This window comes from Streptomyces eurythermus, assembly GCF_014649115.1.
In the GTDB taxonomy this organism is placed as follows: Bacteria; Actinomycetota; Actinomycetes; order Streptomycetales; family Streptomycetaceae; genus Streptomyces; species Streptomyces eurythermus.
On sequence record NZ_BMSK01000027.1, the window covers coordinates 22,875 to 42,214 of the forward strand.

Consider the following 19,340-nt stretch of genomic DNA (forward strand, 5'->3'; position numbering starts at 1 on the left):
GCTGTGCTGCGCGATGCGGAACAGACCGGGCGGGCGTGAGCCTGCTACGGAGCGCTCGGCGCCGGCTTCTTGTACATGCGCGTCGCCGTGATCTCGCTGTGCACCGCCTCCCCCGCCTGGGGCGGCTGGGGCAGACCGGGCCGCAGGTGTTCCTCGACGCTGATGTACTTCAGGCCCGCACGGAGGTCGGCGTCGTTGCGCAGGCGGATGACCAGCGGGAACTCGGCGAGGGCGGTCGTGTCGAACAGGCCGGTGGTGTACAGCAGCTGGACGCCCAGCGCGTCGGACACGGCCCGCTGGAGCTCCAGCAGATAGGTCGCGTTGGCGCGGCCGATGGGGTTGTCCAGGAACAGCGTGCCCGCGTGCCGGTGCTTGTCGCGGCCCCGGTCGTTCGAGCGGAGCGCGGCCATCGTGCAGTACAGGGCGATGGCCGCGGTGAGCAGCTGACCGCCGGAGAACACATCGCCCATCTGGCCGACGGGGACGCGCTCGGCGCGCAGGACGGCGTCGGGCTTGAGGATCTCGACGGCCACGCCCTTGGGCTGGAGGGCCGCGGCGACGCCCCGCAGCAGCAGGGACATGCCGTCGCGGCGCAGGTCGGAGTTCTTCTTCACGGCCGCGCGGGTGGCCTCGTCGATGACCTCTCCGAGCCGTTCGGTGAGCGTGGCCTGGTCGGGTTCCTCGAAGCGGATGCGCAGGAACTCCTGCCCGGACCACTCGCCGAGCCCCTCCGGCAGCCGGGAGAGCCGCTGAGCGGAGCGCAGGGTGGCGAGGGCCGACTCCACGAGGCCGCGCAGCCGGTCCACGATGGAGTCGCGGTTGCGTTCCAGCTGGGCCAGCTCGTCGGTCAGCACGCGCAGCCGGGGCGCGAACGCGTCCGCCCACTTCTGGGCGTGCTCGGGCAGCGCGGAGGCGGGCAGTTCCCGGATCTGCTGCCGGGCGGGGGTGCGGACCTGCTCGTAGCGCGTTGAGTTGGCGTGCCGGACGAGGACGTCGCTCGCCTCGCGGACGGCCGCCTCGGCGGCGGACAGGTCGGCGGCGCAGCCGCGCAGGGAGCGGCGGGCCTCGGCGGCGGAGTGCCGGGCCTCCTCGAGGGTGCCGGGGTACGGCTCCGGCTCCTCCGGCTCCTCCTCGGGCGCCTGTTCGCGCAGCAGGTCACGGAGCATGGCGGCGATCTCGTCGAAGCCGCCGGCCGCGTCCTCGGCGGCGCGGTGGGCCTCCAGCAGCTCCGTGTGCGCCTGCCGGGCCTCGGCCAGCGCCTCGGTACGGGCGGCGAGTTCGGCCGTCGCGGTGCGCAGCAGTGCCTGGGCGTGCTCGGCGTCGCGCGGGACCAGGTCCTCGGGCAGCTCGGTGTGCGCCTCGCCGTCCTCGGGGGCGAGTCGCTCGGCCTCGCCGCGCAGCCGGCCGAGCTGCTCGCTCGCGGTCGACATGCGGGTCTCCAGGAGCTGCACCAGCTCCTCCGCGCGCGCGGCGGCGGCCTGCCGGGACGGCCCGTCGGAGCCGTCGGGTGACTGGAGCAGCTGCTCGGCGCGGGTGCGGACCTTGTTGCTGAGCCGGTCCAGTTCGGCGCGGGCGGCGCTCTCGTCGCTCTCCGCGCGGGCCTGTTCGGCGCGCAGGTCGGCGCCGACGCCGACCTTCTCGTACACCTGGGAGGCGGCCCGGTAGGCCTCGCGGAGGGCGGGCAGGGACGCCTTGGGGGTGTCCGTGTCCGCCGCGGGTACGTCGTCGGGGGCGCCGGCGATCTCGGACCGCTCGGCGCGCAGGGCGCGCGCGGTGCGGCGGGCGTCGTCGGCGGCGCGCTGCGCGGCGCGGCGGTCCTCGTCGGCGGCGCGGGCGCGCTCCAGGCATGCCTGGGCGCGGGCCTCGGACTCGGCCGCCTCGTCGGCGAGTTCACGCAGTTTCGCCTGCCAGCCGGCGCGCTCGCGCAGCCGGAAGGCGAGACCGGCGAGGGCGTCGGCGGCGCGCCGGGCCTTCTGCGCGGCCTCCTGCCGCTCGTCGCGGACCCGCGCGGCCTCGGCCGCGGTCTCCTCCGCCTCCGCGCGGACGGTCCGCGCCTCGGCGAGTTCGGCCTCGGCCTCCTCGGCGAACGCGCGGGCCTGCTCGGCGGCCCGGGCCAGCTCGGTCAGGCGCCCGGCGGGGCAGCCGGTGCGCCAGGAGGCGAGCCGGGCGGCCAGTTCGCGGTCCTTGCCGAGGCGGGCGGCGAGGACGCGGATCTCCTCGTCGCGCTCGGTGGCCCGGGCGCGCAGTGCCTGCCGTTCCTCGTCGGCGGCGTGTTCGTCGTGCATGGCCGGGTTCGGCGGCACCAGGAACACGTCACCGGGGGTGGTGTCGGCGGCGGGCGGCGGGGCGAGCAGCGCGGCGGCGGTGCCGACGGCCACCGCGGAGCGGGGCAGCAGGGCGGCGTCGCCGAGGACCTCGCGGGCGCGCGCGTGCGTGTCCGGGTCGGTGATGATCACACCGTCGACCAGCTCGGGGCGGGCGGCGAGCACGCGCGCGTGGTCGGCCGGGTCGACGGCCTGGGCGAGGTAGCGCCAGCCGGGGAGCGCCGGGATGCCGTGCTCGCCGAGGAACTCGACGGTGGCCAGGACGTCCGGGCCGGGCGGCAGCAGTCCGCCGTCGCCGAGTGCGCCGAGGATCCGGGCGTCGTCGGCGGCGGCCGTGCGCAGGTCGAACAGGTGCCGTTCGGCGGTGGACACGGTGTCGTCGAGGAGTTCGCGCAGTTCGTCGGCGAAGCGGTCGAGCTCCTCGGGCGTGAGCGCACCCTCCGCGACGGTACGGGGTGCCGGGGCGGCGTCGTCGGCCCCGGTGCGCGGGCCGGGCACGCGGACCGTGCTCGGGGCCCCGGGCAGGCTCAGCAGTTCCGCCAGCCGTTCCTCGGCGGCCAGCGACTCCGCGAGGCGCCGCTCGGCCTCGTACGCCCGCTCGGCGGCGGTGGCCGCGTCCGCCGCGCGGGCCGCGGTCAGCTCGGCGCGGGACTCGGCGGCGGCGGCCTCGCGGGCGTGCTCGGTGGCCTTGCGGGCGGCCTCGCGGGCCGCGTCCCAGGCGGCCACGGCGGTCTTCTCGGCGTCGCTGGCGGCGAGCGCGGCCCGTGCCGGGTCGGCGTCCGGGGCGCTGTCGTCCAGCCAGCCGGCGCGGACCGCCTCGGCGGTCTCCTGCTCGACCTCGGCGAGCCGCTGGCGCAGGTGCCCGGCCTCGCTGCGGGCCCGCTGCGCCTCGGTGGCGGCGGTGGTGGCGTCGCGGTGGGCGAAGTCGCCGGCCTCCTGGAGGGCGGCGGACCGCTCCTCCTCCTCGTTGGCCAGTTCCTCGGCGCTCTCGGCGGCGGCGTGCAGGGCCCGTACGAGGTCCACGGCGGCCTTGGCGCGGGCGGCGAGCGCGGGGGCCGCGTCCCGTTCGGCCTCCTGGATGGCGGCGGACACGCGCGCGACACGGTCGGCGGCGGCCCGGTGGCGCAGCACGGCCTCGGCGGCCTGCCAGGCGGAGTGCAGGGTACGGGCGTCGGCCAGTTCGCGCTTCTGCGCGGCGGCGGACTTCTCGGCGGCGGCCAGCGCCAGGGAGGCGTGCCGGTAGGCGAGTTCGGCGGCGATGAGGGCGCTGCGCTCGCGGGCGCCCTCGGAGTGGGTGACGGCGTAGGCGGCGGCCGTGACCCGCTGGGCGAGGTCGGCGGCCCGGACCCGCTCCCGCACGGCGCGCGCGGACAGCCGCCGGGCCAGCGTGCGGGTACGGCGTTCGGCGCCCGCGTGCACGTCACGCGCGCGTGCCCGGGCGTCGGCCGCCTCCACGATCCTTCCGAGCAGATCGACCGAGCCGGCAGTGAAGTCCCGTTCGGCGATCAGTTCGGCGCGCCGGCCCAGCTTGTTGCCGAAGCCGCTGACGAGGTCGGCGAGGCCGTCGGTGTCGCGGGTGTCGGTGACGGCGCGCAGCAGCAGATCGGTGAAGTCGGAGTCCTTCTTGACCGCGAAGAGGCCGGCCGCCTCGCCCTCGTCGGCGTTCATCTCGCGCTGGTAGCGGAAGAGTTCGGGGTCCAGGCCGAGGTCGCCGAGGTGCTCGGTCCAGCGCTCGTGGATCTCCTCCCAGTGCACCTCCAGGTGCGGGTATGCCTTTCCGGCCTCCATGAGGGCGTCGCGGAAGCCCTTCATGGTGCGGCGGCGGCCGTGCGCGCCGGAGGCGCCCTCGACGGGCGGCCGTACGGCGGTGGCCTCGGCGACGGGCAGGCTGTCCAGGCTGAGGCCGGGGCCGGGACGGAAGGAGTACCAGGCCTCGGCGAACTTGCGCGGATCGTTGGAGACCTGCCGTCCGCGCCATTCGCTGACCTTGCCGACGACCACGCACTCGCCGGTCTGCACGTGCTGCCATTCCAGGGCCACGTGGCCGCAGTCGTCGGCGAGCAGGAACTTGCGCAGCACACCGGAGCTGGCGCCGCCGAGGGTGTTGCGGTGACCCGGCAGCATCACCGAGAAGATCAGCTTGAGCAGGACGGACTTGCCGCCGCCGTTCTCCAGGAACAGCACGCCCGCGGGCGCGGGCCGGCGCGGCGGGCCGGACGGCTCGTCCTCGAAGAACTCCGCCTGCGTGGGCGCCGGGTCGGGCACGGGCTCGCCGACACCCCGCAGGTCAAGCACGGTGTCGGCGTAGCGCGCACCGGCGGGACCGATGGAGTAGAGGCGGACCCGGGACAGCTCGTACATGGCGGACTCTCGTCAGTGTTCTTGCGGTGGAGGGGGGCAGGGTTCTCGCGGTGCGGGGACGTTCGGGGTTCTTGCCGCGCGGGGGGTCAGGAGTGGAACGGCAGTCCGGCGTCGGTCACCAGGTCCAGGTCGTCGGTGTCCTCGGCGGGCAGCAGGGTGGCCGTGCCGTCGGTGACCGGTACGACGCCCAGCTCGGACAGTTCGGCCAGGGCGGCGTTGCCGGCCATGTCGCGGACCTGGAGCTGGTAGCGGGCGGTGGTGCGGTAGGTGCCGCCGTTGTCGTCGCCGGTGCGCTGCAGGAAGCCGGAGTCGGTGAGGAAGGCCAGGGCCTTGGCGACGATGCCGGTGGTGGAGGCGGCGGGGCGGCGGGCGTCCTTGGTGGCGCCGGTGGCGCTGCGCCGGGCCCAGATCCGCCAGGCGGCCTCCAGACCGGGCGCGTCGGTGGCCGGGTCGGTGTTCTCGCCGCGCTCCTCGGCGCGCTCCTCCAGGCGGCGGCAGGCCTGCCGGACGAAGGCGTCGACGCCGTTGACGGTGACCCGGCCGATGTAGGAGTCGTCGGCGAGGTCCTCGGGGCGCGGGAACGCCAGCGCGGCGACGGCGAGATGGGCGAGGCCGTGCAGGAAGCGGTCGCCGGAGTCGGCGGCGGTACGGCGCGCGTAGTCGCCCATGCGGACGGCGAAGACCGAGTCCTCGGCGGCGGTGACGGCCATGCCCGCGCGCGGGGACACCTCCAGCACGACGAGTCCGAGCCCGGCGGCGACGGCGTCGGCGAGCCGGGCGAAGGCCGGGTCCTCGCGGTAGCGGCGCAGCAGTTCGGTGTACTCCTGGTCGCGGGCGGGCGCCAGCTTGGGCTGGAGTCCGAAGGCGACGAGCCGTGCCGCGTCGGCGGCGTCGGCGGGGGTGACGGCGGTGGAGGCCGGCGGGGCGGGTGTCTCCGCCTCGCTCCACTCGACGTGCTCGGTCACGGGTTGGGCTCCTTGTCGCGGTGGTGCTCGGTCATGCTGCTTCCGTCCGGTCGGCCGCCATCCCGGCGGCGTCCAGCAGGGCCGTTCCCACGATGAGGTCGGCCCCGCCGAATTCGGGATCGTCCAGCTCGGTCCCGTCGTCCACGGCGAACAGCAGCTTCTCCTCGCCCTGCCGGTAGGCGGTGCCGACGGCGGGGCTGGCCGCGTGGACCGCCAGCAGCGCCACCAGGTAGGCGAGGTCGGGGTCGCCGGTGCGGCGGGCCTCGGCGAGCAGCCCGGACAGTCTTCTGGGCGCGTCCGGCGGCAGGTCCAGCAGTTCCGTCGCCGCGGCGAGCTGTTCCTCGCTGAACCGGCTGTCGTCGGGCGTGGCGATCAGGTCGGGCTCGGGCATCTCCGCGCCCAGGTGCTCCCGTTCCACCGGCGGGGTCAGCAGGATGTCGACGAGGTCGCCGACCCGGACGGACACCGGTGTGCGCGGTCCGGTGCCGCGCGCGAAGAAGGCGTCGGTGACCCGGATGGCCTGCTCCAACGGCAACGGCAGCACAGGGGCGACCAGATGGCCGTAGAGGTCTATCCCGGACGTCGCCGCCGGGGTGGCGAAGGCCTGCCGGTCCTGTTCGGCGCGGAACAGCGGGCCGGCCTCCAGCAGGCGCGACTGAAGCTGGGTGTGGCGCCGGATGCAGTCCTTGACGATGTCGACCAGCTCGGCGGCGCGGCGCTTGTGCTCGGGCTCCTCGGTCTCGTCGCGGGCCTTGCGGATGTTGGTGAGGATGGCGTTCTCGTGGCGGTAGCGCTCGGCCACGTGGTCCAGCGCCTCGGCGATCATGTCGGGGACGGTGTTCAGCCAGTCGACCGCGCGGACGTTGCGCCGGGTGGCCTCCAGGGCGCGGCGCAGGGTCTCGGAGTACTGCACCGTGCGGTAGCGGGCCTGTTCGGCGGCGAGCTGGGCGTCGGCGAGCCGGCCGCGGCTGATCAGCACCTCCAGCTTGACCTCGGCGGCGATCTGGGCGCTGGTGACGTCCGTGTCGAGGGCGCCGACCAGGACGTTGACCGCCTCGTCCGTGGTGCGCAGGTACACCGTGCCGCCGGGGCCGGGGACCTCCTCGATCAGCTTGAAGTCGTAGTCGCGGCGGACGTAGGTGCCGTCCGGCGCGAAGGTGCCGTAGACCGCGCGGAAGCCGCGGTCCACGCTGCCGACGTTGATCAGGTTCTCCAGGACCCAGCGGGCCACGCGCTCGTGTTCGGCGGTGGGCCGGTGCGGTGCCTGGGCGGCGATGCGCGGGACCAGCCGGGCGACGACCTGTTCGTGGTCGGCGCCCGTGTCGAAGTCCATGTTCAGCGTGACCAGGTCGATGGCGACCAGGGCCACCTCGGCCATTCCGTACACCGAGTACTCACCGGCCAGGTTGGCCTTGCGCGCGTCCAGGTCGTGCAGCGGCGCGGTGCAGGCGAGCGCGCGCAGCCGGCGCGCCAGCCCCTCGTCGGCGGCCGGGCCCTGCGCCGGGCGCGGCCCCGCGCTGAGCTGGGGCGGAACACTGTCCGTCGATGCAGGCGAAGTCACGGTGCACAGACTAGGTCCTGGGTCTGACATCAGCCCAAACGGCTCAGAAGCGACGGCCGTCACGGAAGCGGAAGAGAGCCTACCGCGCGGTTCGGGCGGGGGCGGGCGCAGCGGTTCGGGCGGGGCCGGATGCGCCGATTCGAGCAGGGTCGGGCGCATCGGGCGGGCGCACGGCCCAGGAGGCCGGCCGGGTCGGCGCGGGAGGAGTGGCCCTCGGCGCGGGGGGACGGCGGCGCCGGTCAGCGGGCACCGGCCGCGTCGCCCCGGAGGGGCCGGCCGCGTGGGTTCAGGGGGGGCCGGTCGTGTCCTCGCCCACGCGGCGCCGGTAGACCTCGACGACCCGTTCCAGGGAGTCCGCGAGGTACGTCTCCAGGAGCCGTTCCGCGCCCTTCGTGTCCCCCGCCTGGAGCGCCCGCAGGATCCCGGCGTTGCGGGCGAGGTAGGGCTCGTGCAGCCGGCGCGGGTCGTCCACCACGTGGAAGGCCAGGCGCAGCTCGGCGAAGACGCTGCGCATCAGCTCGTCGGTGCGTTCGCTGCCGGCCAGGGCGACCAGTTCCCGGTGGAAGTGGATGTTGGCCGTACCCACCCCTTTCCAGTCGTTCTCCGTAGCCGCCGTGTGCCCTTCCTCGACCGCCGCGACCAGTGCGCCGAGCCGGTACGGCGGCCCGCCGAGGCCGCGGACGACGGCGCACTCGACCAGCGCGCGCGTGCGGTAGATGTCCTCCACGTCCTCGACCGTCAGGACCCTGACGAAGACGCCCCGGTTGAGTTCGTGGATCAGCAACCGCTCGTGGGTGAGCAGCCGGAACGCCTCGCGCAGGGTGTTGCGGGAGACGCCGAGGGCCCCGCCGATGCTGTCCTCCGACAGCCGGGTGCCGGGCGGGAAGTAGCCCTCGGCTATGCGGCTCCTGAGGATGTCGGAGACCCGCTCCGCGGTGCTGGTACGGCCCAGGAGGACGCGGTCGCCGGCCAGTCCCGTCAGCTGCTCTGCCATGCCCGGAATTCAAGCGCAGACATCGGAACGAAACAACATGGGTATTGAGGGATCGTTGAACGATCCTCTACGGTGCTCGGCACGGCTCGCTTCCCAGCACCCTCCGTCCCCTTCTGCGAGGTGCCCATGAGCACGACCCCACCGCCCCGGCCCGGCCCCTCCGCCGGCGTACGGCCGGCGCGAGGTGAACGGACCGACGAGGACGGCGCGTTCGGCTGGCTGCGCGCCCTCGGCCCACGCGGCCGGCGCGCGTTCGCCGGAGCTTTCGGCGGATACGCCCTGGATTCCTACGACTACTTCACCCTGCCGCTGAGCATGGTGGCGCTGGCGGCGTACTTCGGCCTCGACAGCGGCCAGACCGGTCTGTTCACCACGGTGACGCTGGTGGTCTCGGCGGTCGGCGGCGCCGTGGCCGGTGTGGTCGCGGACCGGGTCGGCCGGGTCCGGGCGCTGATGATCACGGTGATCACGTACGCCGTGTTCACCGTCGCCTGCGGTTTCGCGCCCACCTACGAGACGCTGCTGCTCTTCCGGGCCCTGCAGGGCCTCGGTTTCGGCGGCGAGTGGGCGGTCGGGGCGATCCTGGTCGCCGAGTACGCGGGCGCGCGCCACCGGGGCCGTACGCTCGGCGCGGTCCAGAGTTCCTGGGCGGTCGGCTGGGGGCTGGCGGCGGTGGTCTACACGCTGGTCTTCTCCTTCGTCGGCGAGGACCTGGCCTGGCGGGTGATGTTCTGGACCGGGGCGCTGCCGGCGCTGCTCGTGGTGTGGCTGCGCCGACGGGTGCACGACGCTCCCACGGCGACGGCCGCCCGCGAACAGGACCCGCGGCGCGGCTCCTTCGCGGCCGTCTTCCGCCCCGGCCGGGACGGCGTGCCGGGTTTGTTGCGCACCACGCTCCTGGCGAGCCTGCTGTCGACGGGCGTACAGGGCGGCTACTACACGCTGGCGACCTGGGTGCCGACGTACCTGAAGTCGGAACGCGGCCTGTCGGTGGTGGGCACCGGCGGCTATCTGGCCTTCCTGATCTCCGGCGCGTTCCTCGGCTACCTGACCGGCGGGGTGCTGACCGACCGGCTGGGCCGGCGGAACAACATCTGGCTGTTCGCGCTGCTGTCGGCGCTGTGCATCCTGGCGTACGCGAACATCCCGCACGGCGCCGACACTCTGCTGCTGGTGCTCGGTTTCCCGCTCGGCTTCTGCATGTCGGCCATCTTCAGCGGTTTCGGCTCCTACCTGAGCGAGCTGTACCCGACGGCGGTGCGCGGCACCGGGCAGGGCTTCACGTACAACACCGGCCGCGCGGTGGGCGCGGTGTTCCCGACCGTGGTCGGGTTCCTCGCGGACAGCTGGGGCGTCGGGGGCGCGCTGGTCTTCGGCGCGATCGGCTACGGCGTCGCCGCGCTGGCCCTGCTGGGGCTGCCGGAGACCCGCGGGAGGGAGCTGGCCTGAGGCGCGCGGGCCGGCCGGACCGCCGGCCTCACGGGACCGGACCACCGGCCTTACGAGAACCACCGCGGGCGACCGCCGTACGGAACGGCCGGACGGGCGGCCCGCACGGGACGAGACACCGGAGACACGAGAACACCATGACCGCGATCGATCTGAACGCCGACCTGGGCGAGGGCTTCGGGCGCTGGCGGCTGACCGACGACGAAGCACTGTTGTCCGTCGTGACCAGCGCCAACGTGGCCTGCGGCTTCCACGCGGGGGACGCGGCCACCATGCGCCGGGTGTGCGGGCTGGCGGCCGAGCGCGGCGTGACGATCGGCGCGCAGGTCTCCTACCGGGACCTGGCCGGCTTCGGGCGGCGCGCGATGGACGTGCCGCCCGCCGAGCTGGCGGCCGAGGTGGCCTACCAGATCGGCGCCCTGGAGGTGTTCGCCCGGGCGGCGGGGGCGCGCGTGGCGTACGTCAAGCCGCACGGCGCGCTGTACAACCGGGTGGTGCACGACGCCGAGCAGGCCGGCGCGGTGATCGACGGGGTGCGGCTCGCGGACCCCTCGCTGCCGGTGCTGGGCCTGCCCGGCTCGCGGTTGCTGGAGCTGGCCGCCGGGGCGGGGCTGCCGGCCGTTCCGGAGGCCTTCGCGGACCGCGCGTACACCGACGAGGGCACCCTGGTGCCGCGCGGCCGGGAGGGCGCCGTGGTGACCGACCCGGACACGGTCGTGGAGCGCTCGGTTAGCCTGGCGCGCTCCGGCGCGGTCGTCGCGCACTCCGGCGCGCGGATCCTGGTGCGCGCCCGGTCGCTGTGCCTGCACGGGGACACGCCCGGCGCGGTGGGTCTGGCCCGCCGGGTGCGCGAGCGGCTGGTGGCGGCGGGCGTGCGGGTGGAGGCGTTCGCGTGAGGGCGCTTCCCGTGGGCGACGACGCGCTCCTCGTGGAGGTGTCGTCCGGAGAGGAGGCGCAGGCCCTGCACGCGGTGCTGCTGCGCCGCCGCGCGGAGGGCACGCTCACCGTGCGGGAGATCGTCCCAGCGGCCCGTACGGTCCTGCTCGACGGGCTGGCCGACCCGGACCGCTGGGCGGCGGAACTGACCACCTCGCGGATACCGAAGGCGCCCTCCCGCGCGCGCGAGCTGATCGAACTGCCCGTGCGCTACGACGGCCCGGACCTCGCGGTGGTCGCCGGGCACTGGGGGGTGACCGAGCGGGAGGCGGCCCGCATCCACGCCGGTACCGAGTTCACGGTGGCCTTCTGCGGCTTCGCCCCGGGCTTCGGCTATCTCACCGGCCTGCCGGACCGCTACGCCGTCCCGCGCCGCGCCACCCCGCGCACGGCGGTCCCGGCGGGCGCCGTCGCGCTCGCCGGGCCGTACACGGGGGTGTACCCGCGCTCCTCCCCCGGCGGCTGGCAGCTGATCGGCACGACGGACGCGGTGCTCTGGGACCACACGCGCACCCCGGCCGCGCTGCTGGCCCCGGGGGCGCGGGTGCGGTTCGTACCACTGGGGGACGCGTGACGGGCGTGACGGGGAAGGGGCGGCAGGGGCGGCGGACGGCCGTCGCGCACGCGCGCGTGGACGCCGCAGGGGCACATCTGGCCACCGCGCGGGCGGGCACCGTCGGTGTGCCGGCGTGCGTGACCGTCACGCGGGCAGGCCGCACCGGTGCACCGGCGTGCGCCACGGCCGTCCCCGTGGCCCCGCCCGGGGAGGTGGGCGGGTGAGCGACCGGGTGCTCGTCGTGGTGCGCGCCGGAGCGTTGACGACCGTGCAGGACCTGGGGCGGCCGGGGTACGCGCATCTCGGCGTGCCCCACTCCGGGGCGCTCGATCCGCCCGCGGCGGCGCTGGTGAACCGGCTCGTCGGCAACCCGCCGGACGCCGCCGTCCTGGAGACCACGCTCAGCGGCTGCGCGCTGCGCCCGCGTTCCACGGTGACGGTCGCGGTCGGCGGCGCGCCGGGCCCGGTGTCGGTGGGCGGTCGCCCGGCCGCGTGGGGCGCCCCGGTGGTGGTGCCGGCGGGCGAGCTGCTGGAGGTGGGCGCGGCCACGGCCGGAGTACGCGGTTACGTGGCCGTGTCCGGCGGCATCGCCGTGGAGCCGGTCCTGGGCAGCCGCGCCACCGATCTGCTGTCCGGCCTGGGCCCGGCCCCGCTCACGGACGGCACGGTGCTGCCGCTGGGCACCCCGGCCGGCCCTCCCGCGCGCGTGGACGGCGCCCCACAGCCGCGTCCGCCCGCCGAACTGGTGCTCCGGGTGACCCTGGGGCCGCGCGACGACTGGTTCACGGCGGGCGCGGTCCGGGATCTCACCACGCGCGCGTACCGGGTTTCCCCGGCGAGCAACCGCATCGGTCTGCGCACCGAGGGGCCCGCGCTGGAGCGGGCCCGGCCCGGGGAACTGCCCAGCGAGGGGATGGTGCTCGGCGCGGTCCAGGTGCCGCCGGACGGCCGTCCGGTGGTCTTCCTCGCGGACCACCCGACCACCGGGGGCTACCCGGTGATCGCGGTGGTGCGCGCCGCCGACCTGCCGGCCGCCGCGCAGGCACCGCCGGGCACGCCGGTCAGGTTCGTCCCGGTACGGCGCCGCTGACCCTCGCCGCCCCCTTCCGGTGCGACGGCCGGAACGGCATCGTCGGAACAGCCCCGCCGGGACCCTGCGGTCCGGCCACCCGCGTCGGTGGTCTCCCGCGCGGGGCGAACCGGAGCGTCACCGACCACCCAGGGTCCTGCCGGACAACCCGGCGCCGGGCGGCGAACCGGGGCGGTCACCGTCCACGTGACCGGTCGGAGGGCGCGGCCGGACAAGCGGGCGCCGGCCGCCCTGAAGCCTCGCCCCGGCCCGAGGGGCACGCCGCGCCCCCTGTCATGCCACGCCCTCCGGCATCGCGGACCGGGCGTCGGCGCGGCGCGGCGCCTCCGCCGCGTCGTGGGCCGCGAGAAACGCCTCCACGGCCGCTCCCCAGCCGAAGCACTCCGCACGCGCGCGTGCCGCCTCCCGCCGCCCGGGTTCGGCGCGTGCCAGGAGCAGTTCCACGGCGTCCGCGAACGTCTCCGGGCCGCCGGCCGCGGCCGCCCCGGCGGAGCCGATGACCTCGGGCAGCGCGGAGAGGGCGCTCGCCACCACGGGCGTGCCGCACGCCATGGCCTCCAGCGCGGCCAGGCCGAAGGTCTCGGCGGGCCCCGGCGCGAGGCACACGTCGGCGGACGCCTGGAGCGCGCCGAGGGCGGCCCGGTCGGACACGTGCCCGAGGAAGGTCACCGGGAGCCCTCGGGCGCGGGCGTGCCGCTCCAGCCGGACCCGCAGCGGCCCGTCCCCGGCGACCACGAGCACCGCCCGCCGGCCGCGCCGCAGCAGCGCCTCCAGGGCGTCCAGGGCCGTGCCGGGCCGCTTCTCCACGGACAGCCGGGAGACCATCACGAGCAGCGTCTCGTCCACGCGCGCGTGGCGGGCCCGCAGCCCGGGGTCGCGCAGCGCGGGATGGCGTTCCATCAGGTCGACGCCCAGGGGGGCGCGTACGACGTTGCGCGCGCCGACGCGGACGAACTCGCGCTCGGCGAAACCGGTGGTGCACACCACCCGTGAGTAGACGTGCGCGGTACGGGTGTTGAGGGAGTCGGCGGCACGCCGGGCGAGCGGTTCGGGCAGGCCCCAGGTGCGCAGGACGCCGTCGGCGGTCTCGTGGGAGACCATCACGGCGGGCACGCGCGCGCGTCGGGCCCAGCGGCCGGTCCAGCGCAGGGTGGTCCGGTCGGAGACCTCCAGGCGGTCCGGGGCCAGCCCGGTCAGGAGGGCGGCCACCCGCCGCCGGTCGGTGAGGACCCGGTAGCCGCCGGTGCCGGGCAGGGTCGGGCCGGGCAGGGTGATGACCCGGCCCTGCTCGGTGTCGCGGTCGGTGTGCCGTTCGCCGGGCACGATCAGGACGGGTTCGTGGCCGGCGGCCAGGTAGCCCTTGCCGAGTTCGCGCAGGGCGGTGCGCAGGCCGCCGGAGGCGGGGGTGACGAAGTTGGCGAGGCGGACGATGCGCAGGGACGGTCCGGTCATGCCGCCACCGCCGTCCGGCGGGCCGCGAGGACCTGACCGTAGTGGTCGATCAGCTGGTCGCCGACGGCGGCCCAGGTGCGGCCCTCGACGCTCGCGCGGGCGGCGGCGCCGTAGGCGGCCCGCCGCGCGGGGTCGGCGGCCAGGGCGCGGACGGCCTCCCGGACCGCGTCGGCGTCGTGCGGCGGGACCAGCAGGCCGGTGCGGCCGTGGGCGACCAGGTCGAGCGGGCCGCCGGCGGCGGGCGCGACGACCGGAACCCCGCTGGCCATGGCCTCCTGGACGGTCTGGCAGAAGGTCTCGAAGGGACCGGTGTGCACGAACAGGTCCAGCGAGGCGAAGATCCGGGCCAGTTCGTCGCCGGTGCGCCGGCCCAGGAAGACGGCGCCGGGCAGGGCCTCGGCGAGCTGGCCCCGGCTGGGTCCGTCGCCCACGACCACGACCCGCACGCCGGGCAGCCCGCAGGCCCCGGCGAGGAGTTCGACGTGCTTCTCGGGCGCGAGCCGGCCGACGTAGCCGACGATCCGTTCGCCGTGCGGGGCGAGTGCGCGGCGCAGCGCCTCGTCACGGCGGTCCGGCCGGAACCGTACGGTGTCCACGCCGCGCGGCCACAGCGCCACCCGCGGTACGCCGTGCTCCTCCAGGTCGTCGCGCGCGGCGCTGGAGGGGGCGAGGGTGCGGTCGGCGGCGGCGTGCACGGAGCGGATCCGCCGCCAGGCCGCGGCCTCTCCGGCACCCATGTAGATGCGGGCGTATCCGGCCAGGTCGGTCTGGTAGACGGCGACGGCGGGGATGCCGAGCCGGGCCGCGGCGGCCATGCCCCGCACGCCGAGGACGAAGGGGCCGGCCAGGTGGACCACGTCGGGGCGGTGCGCGACGAGGGCGGCGGCGAGGCGCCGGCTGGGCAGGGCGACGCGGACCTGGGGGTAGCCGGGGAGCGGCAGGGAGGGAACCCGGACGACCTGGCAGGGGGCGTCCGGTTCCGGGCCGGTGCCGGGGGCCGGGGCGGGGGCGACGACGAGCGGGTGGTGACCGCGGTCTACGAGGTGCCGGGCGGTCTGGAGCGCGCAGTGGGCCACGCCGTTCACATCGGGGGGAAAGGACTCGGTCACGATGACGACACGCATACGGGTGTTGTCGCCGCACCGGACGTGCCCACGTCAACTTCGATCTTTCCGGGCGGGGAACGTCCCGTGAGCGTTGGGCGGCCCGCCCGCAGCCCCTCACGGCCGCGCCCGCACCCCCGCACGGCCGCCCGCCCCCACGGCCCAGGCGGCGCGCCCAACGCTCCACCCCCACAGGTCGAGCGGCTGTCACGGCGGCCTGGCCCACGGGTCATCCGGAGTTCACCCGCCGGGCGGACGTCCGCCCCGGCCGGGAGTGCGAGCGGGGTCAGCCCAGGGCGGCGTCGGGCCCGATGCGGCTGCGTACGGCGGTCTGTACCTCGGCCTCCTCGGCCGGGTCGGCGGCCAGTCGGCGCAGGCGCTCCACGACCCGGGTGTCACCGGTCTCGGCGTGCCGGGCGGCGAGTTCGCGGGTGGTCTCCTCGCAGTCCCACAGGCACTCGACGGCGAAGCCGGCGGCGAAGGAGGGGTCGGTCGCGGCCAGTGCGCGGGCGGCGCGGCCCCGCAGGTGGGAGGAGGCCGTCTCGCGGTAGACGTGCCGCAGGACGGGGGCCGCGCAGCCGATGCCGAGGCGTCCGGCGCCGTCGACGAGGGTCCACAGGGTGGGCGCGTCGGGCCCCTCGCCGCGTACGGCCTGGCGCAGTGCGGCGAGGACGAGGTCGCGGTCGCGGGCACCGCCGCGGCAGGCGAGGATGCGGCCGGCGGCGGCGCCGAGCGCGTCGTGGCGCCGGGCCCAGCCGCGCGCGCGGTCCACGGCGGCGACGCTGCGCATCCGTTCGAAGGCGTCGACGGCGGCTTCCACGACGGCCGCGGTTCCGTCGGCGACCGCGGCCTCGACGAGGTCGAGGGCGTCGGGGTCGTCGCTGTCGGCGAGGTAGCGCAGGGCGGTGCAGCGGGCTCCGTCGACGCCGTTCCTGGCGGCCTGGAGGATCTCCGGCCGGTCCTCGGGGCCGGCCACGGCGACCAGACAGCGGGCGGCGGGCACATGGAGGGCGGCACCGCGCTCCATGCCCTGCTGGGCCCACTCGAAGACGGCGCGCACGCTCCAGCCGGGCCGGGGGCCGGTGGGGCGCAGCTGCCGCTGCCAGCGGTCGAAACAACCCGCTTCCTGGGCGGCACGCACGCGTGCCGCGATCGACGGGCGCAGGTCCTCGGCCCACAGCCGCCAGGGCCGCGGTTCGAAGGCGTCGCGCACGGCGGCGGCCAGTTCGGCCTCGCCCTCGGGGTCGGTGGCGAAGCGGGCCAGGACGGGGGCGGCGAGGGCGCGCAGGCCCGCGTCGTCGTCCCGCAGGGCCAGCTCGTCCAGGGCCCAGGCCCAGTTGGAGCCGTGCGCGGCGTACCTGCGCAACAGGTCGAGGGCGTCCCGCCGGCCGTAGGAGGCGAGGTGGCCGAGGACGGCGAGGGCCAGACCGGTGCGGGACTCGTCGGTGTCGAGCACGTCCTCGGCGTCGAAGAGGTGCGCCTCCACGGCGTCGAGTCCGCCGTTCAGGTCGAGGTAGAGCCGGGCGTAGTAGAGGGAGCGGTTCTCCACCTGCCAGTCGTGGCGGGGGTCGCGCAGCACACAGTGGTTCAGGGCCGCGAGCGCTTCGGCGCGCGGGGCCGTCAGCGCGTGCAGCGTGCCGTCGCCACGGCCGCGCTGGAGCAGCCCGAGCAGGGTGCCGCTGGGCGCTATGACCGGATCGAACATGGGAAACAGCCTCACATCAAGCGTCGACGCAACCGGTGAACACGCGTTACCTGGCCGCGCGACACAACGTCGGAGCGTCCGCCGTTTCCTGCTTGCTGTAGACCATCTCTCTCTGCCTCTCGTCGGTGGCCCATGCGGACCGCATCACGGCCCGCGCGGTGCGGCAACACCTGCCCAGCCATCGCGTCCGTGAATCACGTCGTCATGATGACCCGCGCTGTGTGCTGCCGCGACCGTATTTCCGGCGGCCCCGTACCGCCTCCCCCGTTTTCCGTGTCGTCGCTGGTCGGAATACTCGGTTCAGCGCTCGCCGAACAGTTCCAGGAGTTCCGTCTTGCCGAACATCCGGGCCGTGTCGACGGCCGACGGCGTGCCCTTGGCGGGGTCGGCCCCGCCCTCCAGGAGGGCCTTGATCACATCGGTCTCGCCCTTGAAGACGGCGCCCGCGAGCGGGGTCTGGCCCCGGTCGTTGATCTGGTCGGCGGCGGCGCCGCGGGCCAGCAGCGCGCGTACCGCGTCGGCGTGGCCGTGGTAGGCGGCGAGCATCACCAGGGAGTCGCCGCGGTCGTTGGTGAGGTTGGCGGGGACGCCCGCGTCGACATACGCCACGAGCGCCTCGGTCTGCCCCTGCCGGGCCAGATCGAAGATCTTGGTCGCCAGCTCCACGACCTCGGGGTCGGGGGCTTCACTCATGGCCGGACCGCCTCTCCATGCTGATGGGGGAACTGCTTCGCTGATGCGGGGACTGCTTCGTACGAGTGAATCGCCAGCGTACTGGCTCTCGGGGCACATGACCCGATGTGCCCGAGGTAAAGATCACCGACGGGCCCCGCAGCAGGCAACAGCACTGGTCAACCGGGCCGCAACCGCTTCCTCCAAGCGAGCGAAAAACACCGTTTTTCACCCAGTTGCACCTTTAATCGTATGGATACATCCTGTGATCCTGGAAGAACTCATGGTGACTGTCCCCCACCTTCGACACCAGGAGGCCACAAATGATCCTCTCCCTCTCGGGCGTGCTGCTGCTCGGCGTCGTCGTCTTCCTGTTCTTCCGCAAGGACGGACTGAAGGGCTCGCACGCCACGGTGTCGGCCCTGTTCGGTTTCTATCTGTCGACCACAGGCATCGCCCCGAGCATCAAAGCCGGAGGAGAGAGCCTGGCCAGCCTCCTGGGCGGCATCAAGTTCTGACCCCGCCCGCACCGCCCGCACGCACGATCAGGAGTCAGCAGTGGCCCGGCGCCCTCTCCCCCGCATTCTGAGCAAGGACAGCGCCCAGCTCGCACGGATGCAGCTCGCCCGGAGCAGGGAGCTGGCCCGGACGGCGGCCGACAGCGCCACCGACATCCTCCATCCGCTGATCACCGTCACGCGCGGGCTGCGTGTGCTGGCCTCGGCCGGCCTTCGCAGGTGGGCGGACACGCCCAAGGACAGACGCGGGCCGCTGCTGTTCCTCGCGGCCTCCGCGATCATGGTCGTGGCCCTGATGCCGTACGGGCCGCTGCTCGCCGTCGTCACGGTGATGGCGGCGGCGGCCTGGCAGGGCCGCGACCGCGCCCCCTCCGCCCCCGCGGGACCCGACGCCTCCCAGTCCGAACGCCTCAAGGCGCTCTACGACGCCCTGGTGCCGTACTTCTCCGCCGCGGAGGACCCCGCGCCGCTGTACGCGCACGGCGGGGAGTGGGAGAAGGCCTTCGCCGCCTACGAGTTCGACGACGCCGGGCGCGTGGGCCACCTGGTGATCCGCTACCCCGCCTATTTCCCGGACGGCGAGCCCGAGGCCCGCGCGCGGGTCGAGCAGCTGCTCACCGCCAAGGCCGGGCGGAGCCGCGAGTACCACTTCGACTGGGACGAGGAGGGCAACCGGCTCACCGTGACCGTCCTCGCCCCGCTGCCCGCCGACATCCCCGCCCAGCCCTTCGTCACCGCGCCCGGCGAGACCGTCCTCGGCTACACCGACCCCAGCGAGGTCCAGCGCACGCTTCCCCTCTCCTATGGAGAGGAACGGATCGACGTACCGCCGGTCGTCTGGCGCACCGGCATCCGCTCCACCGAGCCGCACCTGCTGGCCGTCGGCCACCCCGGCAGCGGCACGTCCACCCTGCTGCGCTCCATCGCTCTTCAGGCCCTGCGCCACGGCGATGTGCTGATCGTCGACGGCGGCGGCACCGGCGAGTACGCCTGCCTGACCGGCCGGGACGGCGTCCTGGCCGTGGAGTGCGCGCTCGCCGGGGCGCTGGCCAGCCTGGAGTGGGCCGCGCGGGAGACCGAGCGGCGGCTCATCGCGGTCAACCTGGCCCGGCAGGCGGGCGACCCGCCGCCGACGGACACCCGGCGCCCGCTGTGGATCCTGCTGGACCGGCCCGCCGTCTTCACGCACCTCGCGGCGGCCGACGGGCGGGGGGACCCGCAGGCGCTGCTCCAGGTGCCGCTGCGGCACGGCCGCGCGGCGAACGTGACGGTGGTCGTCGCCGAGCAGTTCGACAGCGCGGAGACGCTCGGCGACGCGGTACGGCAGCACACGCGCGCGCGTGTCGTGCTGGGGGCCACCGCTCCGCAGCAGGTGGAGGCGGTGCTCGGCGCGGCGCCGCACACGACGCCGCCGACGCGGGTGCCGCCCGGGCGCGGGTACGCCCGGCTGGGCTCCGGCCCGGTGCACCGGCTCCAGGTGCCGCGTACGCCCGACCCCTACGACGACGCGACGAGCGACGCCGACCGGCAGGCGGTGCTGGAACTGCTGCCCGCGCGGGCCGCCACTGTGGTGGCCGAGCCGGCGGACCTGGCGAAACCGGCACCGGAGAAGACACCGGTACCGGCAAAGGCCGTGGCGGCCGAGTCCTGACCG

At 75.4% G+C, this 19,340-nt stretch carries 14 protein-coding genes; 6 read left to right on the forward strand and 8 right to left on the reverse strand.

Going from position 1 to position 19,340, the window contains the following annotated elements:
- Positions 1 to 44: 44 nt before the first annotated feature.
- From IE251_RS35700 to IE251_RS35715, 4 genes are all read right to left on the reverse strand, one after another.
- A complete protein-coding gene (locus IE251_RS35700) occupies positions 45 to 4,685 on the reverse strand; it encodes a hypothetical protein (protein ID WP_189757099.1) in 4,641 nt (1,546 codons plus the stop codon).
- Positions 4,686 to 4,771: 86 nt separating this feature from the next.
- Positions 4,772 to 5,650 (reverse strand): hypothetical protein, encoded by an 879-nt coding sequence (locus IE251_RS35705; RefSeq protein ID WP_189757100.1) that lies wholly within the window; start codon positions 5,648 to 5,650, stop codon positions 4,772 to 4,774.
- 31 nt (positions 5,651 to 5,681) lie between these two features.
- Entirely contained in the window at positions 5,682 to 7,211 is a 1,530-nt protein-coding gene (locus tag IE251_RS35710) for a hypothetical protein (protein ID WP_189757101.1), read from the reverse strand.
- A gap of 286 nt (positions 7,212 to 7,497) precedes the next feature.
- On the reverse strand, positions 7,498 to 8,205 hold the full coding sequence (locus IE251_RS35715; RefSeq protein ID WP_189757102.1) for a GntR family transcriptional regulator: 708 nt from the start codon (positions 8,203 to 8,205) through the stop codon (positions 7,498 to 7,500).
- A 126-nt stretch (positions 8,206 to 8,331) separates the two neighbouring features.
- Between IE251_RS35715 and IE251_RS35720 the strand changes: the two genes are divergently transcribed.
- The 4 genes from IE251_RS35720 (at position 8,332) to IE251_RS35735 (ending at position 12,236) form a co-directional block, all read left to right on the forward strand.
- Positions 8,332 to 9,654 carry an MFS transporter gene (locus tag IE251_RS35720; RefSeq protein WP_189757103.1) on the forward strand — a complete coding sequence of 441 codons (1,323 nt, stop codon included), beginning with the start codon at positions 8,332 to 8,334 and terminating at the stop codon, positions 9,652 to 9,654.
- 137 nt (positions 9,655 to 9,791) lie between these two features.
- Entirely contained in the window at positions 9,792 to 10,550 is a 759-nt protein-coding gene (locus IE251_RS35725) for a LamB/YcsF family protein (protein WP_189757104.1), read from the forward strand.
- Entirely contained in the window at positions 10,547 to 11,164 is a 618-nt protein-coding gene (locus IE251_RS35730; RefSeq protein ID WP_189757105.1) for a 5-oxoprolinase subunit B family protein, read from the forward strand. Before IE251_RS35725 ends, IE251_RS35730 begins: the two co-directional genes overlap by 4 nt.
- A 202-nt stretch (positions 11,165 to 11,366) precedes the next feature.
- Positions 11,367 to 12,236: a 5-oxoprolinase subunit C family protein gene (locus IE251_RS35735; RefSeq protein WP_189757106.1), complete on the forward strand. Its 870-nt coding sequence runs from the start codon at positions 11,367 to 11,369 to the stop codon at positions 12,234 to 12,236.
- Between the two features lie 273 nt (positions 12,237 to 12,509).
- On the opposite strand, the gene IE251_RS35740 is transcribed toward IE251_RS35735, so the two are convergent.
- The 4 genes from IE251_RS35740 to IE251_RS35755 form a co-directional block, all read right to left on the reverse strand.
- Positions 12,510 to 13,688 carry a glycosyltransferase gene (locus IE251_RS35740; RefSeq protein WP_189757107.1) on the reverse strand — a complete coding sequence of 393 codons (1,179 nt, stop codon included), beginning with the start codon at positions 13,686 to 13,688 and terminating at the stop codon, positions 12,510 to 12,512.
- Positions 13,685 to 14,812 (reverse strand): glycosyltransferase family 4 protein, encoded by a 1,128-nt coding sequence (locus tag IE251_RS35745; protein WP_189757108.1) that lies wholly within the window; start codon positions 14,810 to 14,812, stop codon positions 13,685 to 13,687. Before IE251_RS35745 ends, IE251_RS35740 begins: the two co-directional genes overlap by 4 nt.
- Positions 14,813 to 15,077: 265 nt before the next feature.
- Complete coding sequence (locus tag IE251_RS35750; protein WP_189757109.1) at positions 15,078 to 16,496, reverse strand: HEAT repeat domain-containing protein; 1,419 nt, start codon at positions 16,494 to 16,496, stop codon at positions 15,078 to 15,080.
- A 300-nt stretch (positions 16,497 to 16,796) separates the two neighbouring features.
- Complete coding sequence (locus tag IE251_RS35755; protein WP_189757110.1) at positions 16,797 to 17,189, reverse strand: ankyrin repeat domain-containing protein; 393 nt, start codon at positions 17,187 to 17,189, stop codon at positions 16,797 to 16,799.
- A gap of 302 nt (positions 17,190 to 17,491) precedes the next feature.
- Between IE251_RS35755 and IE251_RS35760 the strand changes: the two genes are divergently transcribed.
- Together IE251_RS35760 and IE251_RS35765 are read left to right on the forward strand one after the other, a co-directional pair.
- Positions 17,492 to 17,686, forward strand: a complete 195-nt coding sequence (locus tag IE251_RS35760; RefSeq protein ID WP_014671463.1) for a hypothetical protein — start codon at positions 17,492 to 17,494, stop codon at positions 17,684 to 17,686.
- A 40-nt stretch (positions 17,687 to 17,726) separates the two neighbouring features.
- Positions 17,727 to 19,337: a hypothetical protein gene (locus IE251_RS35765; RefSeq protein WP_189757111.1), complete on the forward strand. Its 1,611-nt coding sequence runs from the start codon at positions 17,727 to 17,729 to the stop codon at positions 19,335 to 19,337.
- Positions 19,338 to 19,340 lie beyond the last annotated feature (3 nt).

Bases quoted from the DNA above. Each gene is read 5' to 3' on its own strand.
- IE251_RS35720 (WP_189757103.1), top strand. From the start codon at position 8,332: ATGAGCACGACCCCACCGCCCCGGCCCGGCCCCTCCGCCGGCGTACGG.
- IE251_RS35755 (WP_189757110.1), bottom strand. From the start codon at position 17,189: ATGAGTGAAGCCCCCGACCCCGAGGTCGTGGAGCTGGCGACCAAGATC.
- IE251_RS35760 (WP_014671463.1), top strand. From the start codon at position 17,492: ATGATCCTCTCCCTCTCGGGCGTGCTGCTGCTCGGCGTCGTCGTCTTC.
- IE251_RS35700 (WP_189757099.1), bottom strand. From the start codon at position 4,685: ATGTACGAGCTGTCCCGGGTCCGCCTCTACTCCATCGGTCCCGCCGGT.
- IE251_RS35745 (WP_189757108.1), bottom strand. From the start codon at position 14,812: ATGCGTGTCGTCATCGTGACCGAGTCCTTTCCCCCCGATGTGAACGGC.
- IE251_RS35715 (WP_189757102.1), bottom strand. From the start codon at position 8,205: ATGGCAGAGCAGCTGACGGGACTGGCCGGCGACCGCGTCCTCCTGGGC.
- IE251_RS35740 (WP_189757107.1), bottom strand. From the start codon at position 13,688: ATGACCGGACCGTCCCTGCGCATCGTCCGCCTCGCCAACTTCGTCACC.
- IE251_RS35725 (WP_189757104.1), top strand. From the start codon at position 9,792: ATGACCGCGATCGATCTGAACGCCGACCTGGGCGAGGGCTTCGGGCGC.
- IE251_RS35750 (WP_189757109.1), bottom strand. From the start codon at position 16,496: ATGTTCGATCCGGTCATAGCGCCCAGCGGCACCCTGCTCGGGCTGCTC.